Here is a 6954-nt window from a genome sequence, read left to right as displayed (position 1 = left end):
CTAACCTGTGTCGAGGTTATGTTGATCGATTGTCGATTGAACATTTAGAGAAAATATGTGAAGCCTTACAGCTGGAAAGCATAAAAACAACAAATACGTCACCACTTGTAGCAGCTTTCATTGCATTTTGAAGCTCTATACGGTCATTTTTACGGGTTGTAACCTTTTCTGTATATAAAACTAGCTCTAAGTCCTTTTCGGCAGCGTAGCGAGCTAGTGAGTCCTCAAGAAGCCTTAGAAAACAAATAAACCCCTTTCAATACATATTCATGAACATCCTCCATTTGTCTTTATTTCCATACCGATACTCGCTCGAATTAGAAAAGAAGAAACCTATCTAAAAAAAGAGTTCGATGAATATTCCACTTGGAAAACACAATCACTTTTAATTGAAAATTTACTTTTCGACAAAGGTGGATACGTTCCAAAGCAATTCAAGAAAGTGACATTTCACATTTAGAATATGAACATAGAAGATACCTAAACAGACATGAAATACGAATTAAAGAAGCCTTAGAAAACAAATAAACCCCTTTCAATACATATTCCATATTAAGGTAATATTGTTGATGTGTATTATATTGATAAATATCATTAATATGTTTTTAATTTCTGCGCCGTGTTTTAAAAGAAGCCCCTCGTGGAGCTATCGTAGGAGCACTTAATCGATTTTTAAATTAAGGTAATATTGTTGATGTGTATTATATTGATAAATATCAAATGAACATAAAACGATTGTTTAAAAGACAAATAAAAAGTTACTTAATTTAGGAAATGAAAAAATTGTATCCGCATGATTATCGAAAAAGAGATCCACGAGCCTTTTTATATCTTTTTACAAGAATTGCAACACCAGCACATATAAGTGATTCATTTTCAAATTTTCTTTATGCTGCAGCACTTGAACAAATGGATATGTTAGCAACTCATAAAAATCAAATAATTATACCCAATGAATGCTTATCAGGAAAAAGAATCGTTTATTTAAAGAAAAAGAATTACTTCTCATTTAAGGTTGGCCCAAAAAGTTATCTTATGTTGCCTGAATCAGAACTCGAAGAATCAGAAATAGAAAAGCTACAACAATATACGAAGTATCTGAAATGGAATTATCAATATAATCCATATAGATTCCGATACAGGGGGTAAAGAAATGGCCAAGTTATATCCAACCGATTATCAAGAAAAAGACCCTCGTAAATATTTGTTCAACAATCCAGATCGTATGCACCCAACTGTATTAAGTAAATCATTATCAAATTATCTCCATTACTATCTGCTGGATTTAATGGAAAGCGCTGCAGAACACGAAGAATACATACTTGTACCGTTCAGTTGTTTTACATGGCGTAGAATCCGAGCTTTAAAAGATATGAATTATTTTTCGTTTAAGGTAGGCCAAGAAAGTTATTTTATGGTCAATCCCCTTGACTTAAAACAGCTTGAACGAATTAAATTGGAAAGCTACTTAAATGAACTTAAATGGAATTGAATTTTGAAACACTTATGGTCTGTTAATGGCCCTAAGTGTTTTTTTGCATACACAAGAACCCACAGGTGGTGTGTGTGGTTACTGTTTTATTGTTGATGAGATAAAAAGTAGTAACCATCACTAACCCTACAGGGACAAGGGGTTTCGCTATTTTGGTTACTATATAGTAACTCACAGTAACCACCTTAAACCTTACTCTTTCTAGGCTTTGTGTGTATTTTGGTTACTGGTTACTATTTTTTTTACTTTAATTAAATTTTGGTACATGTACAATATACCTATTACTTAAGTATTAGGACTTTGTTAACGCACCTAAATTTAATAACTGAAAAAATAACGGTAACCTAGTAACCATTTGAAGAAATAAAAGAGTAAATCCTTATGGCTCTAAGCCCCGCTGTGGTTACTCATGTGGTTACCTTTTATTTTTAAAAAAACACACAAAAAAACGCTTATCCCTTGAGAGAGTAAGCGTTTGGATGGTTACTATTTTGGTTACCATTTTGGTTACCGTTTTGGTTACCATTTTTATTTTACTTTGCTTTAAAACCTTTTACTGATTTCCACTGACCATTTATTTTTATTTTTTTTGTTTTCCATTCCATGTCGTATTGGTTACAAACGGCTTCTTTGAATCGTCTTGTGCCAAGTGGATATGCGACTCTATTATCTTTACACCAGTTTTCATAATCTTGAAGGACTCGGCTACCAGCATGATTTTCAAAATAATCTTTGTCGAATTCAAAGAAATAATCAGCTAGTGGATCGCTGTATTCTGCAAAGGATTGCGCTGCTTCAATTGATTTCTCATTTTTTGTTAAGTTATCTTGAGCAATATTTTCAGCTGATAACATCCGTTTTAATGCTGTAACCGCTAATTTCAAAACATATTCCCTAGCACTTTGACTTTTCAGAATCTCCATTGTTTCTTTATCAGAAATGCAATCCGGATCGTTCGAAAAATTATGCTCGAATGGGATGATATGTAGCCTTCTATTCAATTGATTCCCACTTTCACGGAAGTTGGGATAAAAATTGCTTGCAGTGATGCAAACGGTAGACATTTTTACAGTTTCGCTATCTTTTCCTTTTCGTTCAATTTCAATTCGACCACCAGTAATAATTGTCTTTAGTAATCCACTGTCTTGAATAACTTGGTCTGGTTGATCGTCTACAATATTTGCTAGTTTACCGTACATGGAAGAACCAGCGAAATTGTTTGTGGCTAATCTTTGTGGAGATACAGCAGAGATGTTGCCACCTTTGTTATCGAATGTTTCGTGAATCATATTTAGGACAGATGATTTTCCGTTATGTGCAGTGCGTCCGTATAGGTAAAACATTTTCGGTACTAATACTTCTGGATACATAACACAAGCAAACATTTCTTCTATATTGCGGATGCTAGGTTCATGATTTTCAGTTACTTTATTTAATGTGTTTTGTACAAATTCATTGTAAGCATAAGGGTTATAGGCAGTTGGGATTTTTTTTATTAAAAATACACCAGGGTTAAATGGCTCTAACTCGAAAGTAGAGAGGTTTAACAAGCCATTTTCTACAGCGATATAATCTTGGGCAATACTATTAACTACTGGTGACATATCAGCTAAGTATTCGTGAACCTCTTTCACCTGTGAACGTGATAAATCGTCTTTACTTCGAATTATAGCGTTTATCTGTCTACCTGAAGTGTCTTGCTCATAAATGCCTTTTTTCTTGTTGTAATAATATAAGTCGCTGTGTGCTGTTGGATAACGCACTATGAAAAAATCCTTCAAAACTTCCTCTGCTAGAATTTTATGTTTTAACGATTTTGTTCCATTTGCGTTTTCTATCCACCATGACTTTTTGTTACCTAGTTCAACATGTTCAAGTGTAACTGTTTCTTTCTGTATCTCTTTTGTTTGTGTAGGGACAATAGGTGTAGTATTTGTAGTGCTAGCTACTGCCTTCTCGATTGTCATTGCAAGGTAAGTAGGGTGTTTAGTCCACTTATCTCTTGCCAACGCTGATTGCCACATTAGGTTGTGAATACGTGTGAAATCACCATTTGTCCAATAAGCTAAATGGTTAGCAAGTGCCATATCTGCACTGGAATCGTCGTTGTTATGGCCCTCTATATTTCCATCCCAAAGATTTCTAATGATCTTGCCGTTTTTGGACGCAAACATTTTGGCTAATAATTCACTATCGTTTAATGTATTGCCGTTTCCTATTGGTCGTACATTTCTTTTATTTTGAGGTTTTTCAAAATATCGTTCTGCAATCATATCAATCAATTTTTGATTAGACATAATGGCAGCGTTGTTGAATTTGTCTCCAGTAACAGTGATGAACTTTGTTTGACCACCAAAAAATTCAATTCCATTTTGTTTGGTGCCGACCCATTCTGGTTTCTCTCCTTCAATCCATAAATGTAAACCATTCCCGCTAGGTGATTTTTCAACGTATGAATGAAGTGTTAGATTGTGTAGTTCAGGTGGTAAATCATTTACATTTTCCAAATCATCAATGTCTATACAAACTAATTTATCTTTTGGGAATAGTACGAATCCTATTCCGTTGAAGTTACCATTGTTATAAGCCGTTTGCACTTCTTGGAAGGTACATAGATTATTTTCGTTATCCCACTTAAAACCGAAATCATTATTAATGCTTACTGGCTCTTTGGATAGGTAGTAACCTCCATCTTTTTTTTCACGCTTTCGGCTATTCCAGACAACCCACTGTGGAATCTTTTTTAATTTATTGGGGATGTCATCGAAATTTGGTTTTGTTATAACTGCATCAATTAATAGTGTCATTTGTATTCCTTCTCTCTGTTGTTGTTAGAGAGAATAAAATAGCGCACCATACTTACAAGCAGTAAGTGAAGATGCGCTCTTGAAATATGATAAAAATATTGCAAAAAAAACAACAATACTCGTGTCATTACTTCTTTTTCGATACTTGAAATGTGGTCACAGTTCGTTTAAGATAACCATAGACGGTGCTATGTTTTAGCATATATAAAGGGCTAACTACGTTGCTATAAAAGGCTTTGAGCTAGTTTTATATATAGAAAAGCAGCACCATTATTTATTCCGCCAAGAATAAATAAGTGTACGTCTCATGGTTTTAGTTATTGTATAAAACCGCCAAAAATCTTATACTTTAACTAACTGCAACACAAACCAAATAAAATTAGAGCGCACCTACAACTTTTAATGTCTGCCAGGACACTGCTGTGAGTGCTCTTTTTTTATTCTCTTTTTGCTATATCTTGGTTTTAATTCTAAATCTATGTTTCTTACATTTCAAACTAATTCGCAAAATACGACAGTCTAATCTTCTTCGTTTAAAATTTTGTAAACGGTGCTACGAGCTATATCACATTCTTTTGCAATATCACTAGCACTTTCTCCAGCTGTAAATAATGCTCGTACTTTACGTTTTGTCTTATCGCTTACTTTAGGTCTACCCGATAGTTTTCCACGTTTTCTAGCAGCCTCTAACCCTGCCTTAGTACGTTGTTGAATGACATCTCGTTCAAACTCTGCAAAAACAGCTAGCATTCCGAACATAGCCTTTCCAGTCGGAGTAGTTGTATCAAGTTGATCGTTGATACTAACAAATTGAACGCCTTTCTTTTGAAGTTTATCAGTCAACTGATAAAGCTCTTTTGTTGATCTAGCAAGCCGCTCTAATTTGTAAACAACAAATACGTCACCACTTGTAGCAGCTTCCATTGCATTTTGAAGCTCTATACGGTCATTATGACTCAATCTCAATTAGCGGAATTAGCAGATGTAAGACCAAATGCTATTTCTAACCTGTGTCGAGGTTATGTTGATCGAGTTGATCTAGCAAGCCGATCTAATTTGTAAACAACAAATACGTCACCACTTGTAGCAGCTTTCATTGCATTTTGAAGCTCTATACGGTCATTTTTCCGGGTTGTAACCTTTTCTGTATATAAAACTAGCTCTAAGTCCTTTTCGGCAGCGTAGCGAGCTAGTGAGTCCTCTTGCAGCTCTAAGTTTTGTTCATCTGTGCTTACTCGGCAATAGCCAATCATTCTATTTGCCATGAACATCCTTCATTTGTCTTTATTTCCATACCGATTATATAAAAACAGTATAGACGGTTTTATGTACAATAACAAGGACATTTTATAGCTATAAAAGCTATTGATTTGTTCTTTCCTAAAATGAACATAAAACGATTGTTTAAAAGACAAATAAAAAGTTACTTAATTTAGGGGTCTTGTGGTCTTGTCAGATAGATTAATGAAAAAATAAAAGCTTGAAAAAAAAATACAATTAGTTTATTATTCAGTTATAACACGTTTTAACTAGTTGCAACTTCATTTAACAAACTATAACTAAGTTAAAACTAAATATGTGTTATAATAAGGGGATATTTTTTATGTCAGAACAAGCTTGGGCTCCAATAATTTTGGAAGCAGCTAATAGTTACATTTCAAAAAGATTAGAAGCTCTTCCTGATGAAGAAACTTCTTTTTCATTCGAACGCAATGAAATAGAAAACCATTTGGTTTCTGTTTTAAAAGAAGCCCCTCGTGGAGCTATCGTAGGAGCACTTAATCGATTTTTAAAAGTGGAGAATGGAATTGAACGTATTAAACGTGGTACTTATATGGCCCATTCTTCTAAAAGTCCAATGCGAATCAGTAAAGATATACTTAAGGAATCAATTGATTATTTACAACAACAGATTTTAGGTGTTACTGCACACGAAGGAACTGGATTAACAGAAATGGATATTGAAATGATAGAAGGTATAAGTTTAGCGATTAAACAATTAAAAAGTGCATTAATAGAAATTGAAAAAATCGAACAATTAGATTAAGTCACTCTTGAAAAAAAAGCCATGAATGTTGGTACGTCAACTTTTCGCGGCTTTTTTCTATGGCCATTATTTATCACGGTTATAGCTTATATAAAGCTATCTATTTTCACTTGAATCTTCTTCGTTCAAAGCTTTTACAATTATTTTTCGTAAAAAAAGTGAACGATTACTTTTCGCCTGTGCATCAAATTGCTCCCAATCATCCTTTGTAAGTGTTAAAGAGACTTTTTTAGTTATCCCTATGCTTGGACGTCCCACAGATCTTTTCTTACTAAATAAAGACATTTTACAGACTTTGCAATACGTCACAGGTATTTCATCAACATAAATAATTGTCACATTAATACTACTATCACAACGTTCGCAGACACTTGTATTCATAGGCTCACCTCTTTTAGTTACTTTTTATTTTATATTTTAAGTAACTAAAAAATATTCCGTTAATCACCCATGTAGCGCATAGCTAACGCCCAGCGATTCTTGCCATGTCCTAATTCTGAATGAATTTGGTCCATTGCCCTTTTAGCTGCTATATATAGTTGTTTATCGTGTTCTCTTAGTATGCCGTAGTCTGCAGAACGTCCCAGTTTTCTGTTTTCCAGTACACG

General features: G+C 34.0%; 7 protein-coding genes. 3 read left to right on the top strand and 4 right to left on the bottom strand.

Annotation, left to right across the window (positions count from 1 at the left end; translation table 11 throughout):
* The first annotated feature begins 783 nt into the window (after positions 1 to 783).
* Both ADM90_RS02965 and ADM90_RS02960 read left to right on the top strand, forming a co-directional pair.
* Positions 784 to 1149, top strand: coding sequence for a hypothetical protein (locus tag ADM90_RS02965; RefSeq protein WP_053993579.1), 366 nt, complete (start codon positions 784 to 786; stop codon positions 1147 to 1149).
* Between the two features lie 4 nt (positions 1150 to 1153).
* Positions 1154 to 1492: a hypothetical protein gene (locus tag ADM90_RS02960; protein ID WP_053993578.1), complete on the top strand. Its 339-nt coding sequence runs from the start codon at positions 1154 to 1156 to the stop codon at positions 1490 to 1492.
* Between the two features lie 533 nt (positions 1493 to 2025).
* On the opposite strand, the gene ADM90_RS02955 is transcribed toward ADM90_RS02960, so the two are convergent.
* The 3 genes from ADM90_RS02955 to ADM90_RS02945 form a co-directional block, all read right to left on the bottom strand.
* Positions 2026 to 4299: a phage/plasmid primase, P4 family gene (locus ADM90_RS02955; protein WP_083448442.1), complete on the bottom strand. Its 2274-nt coding sequence runs from the start codon at positions 4297 to 4299 to the stop codon at positions 2026 to 2028.
* Positions 4300 to 4818: 519 nt separating this feature from the next.
* On the bottom strand, positions 4819 to 5259 hold the full coding sequence (locus ADM90_RS02950) for a recombinase family protein (RefSeq protein WP_268766602.1): 441 nt from the start codon (positions 5257 to 5259) through the stop codon (positions 4819 to 4821).
* Positions 5260 to 5318: 59 nt separating this feature from the next.
* Positions 5319 to 5564 (bottom strand): recombinase family protein, encoded by a 246-nt coding sequence (locus ADM90_RS02945; RefSeq protein WP_053993577.1) that lies wholly within the window; start codon positions 5562 to 5564, stop codon positions 5319 to 5321.
* A gap of 338 nt (positions 5565 to 5902) precedes the next feature.
* Here ADM90_RS02945 and ADM90_RS02940 point away from each other — a divergent pair, with 338 nt between their 5' ends.
* On the top strand, positions 5903 to 6346 hold the full coding sequence (locus tag ADM90_RS02940) for a hypothetical protein (RefSeq protein WP_053993576.1): 444 nt from the start codon (positions 5903 to 5905) through the stop codon (positions 6344 to 6346).
* Positions 6347 to 6442: 96 nt separating this feature from the next.
* Here ADM90_RS02940 and ADM90_RS24615 read toward each other — a convergent pair whose 3' ends face one another.
* Positions 6443 to 6727, bottom strand: a complete 285-nt coding sequence (locus ADM90_RS24615; RefSeq protein ID WP_152927962.1) for a hypothetical protein — start codon at positions 6725 to 6727, stop codon at positions 6443 to 6445.
* Between the last annotated feature and the right edge of the window lie 227 nt (positions 6728 to 6954).

The sequence above is a fragment of the Lysinibacillus macroides genome (assembly GCF_001281525.1).
GTDB classification, from domain to species: domain Bacteria; phylum Bacillota; class Bacilli; order Bacillales_A; family Planococcaceae; genus Lysinibacillus; species Lysinibacillus macroides.
This window is presented reverse-complemented; position numbering and strand designations above follow the sequence as displayed.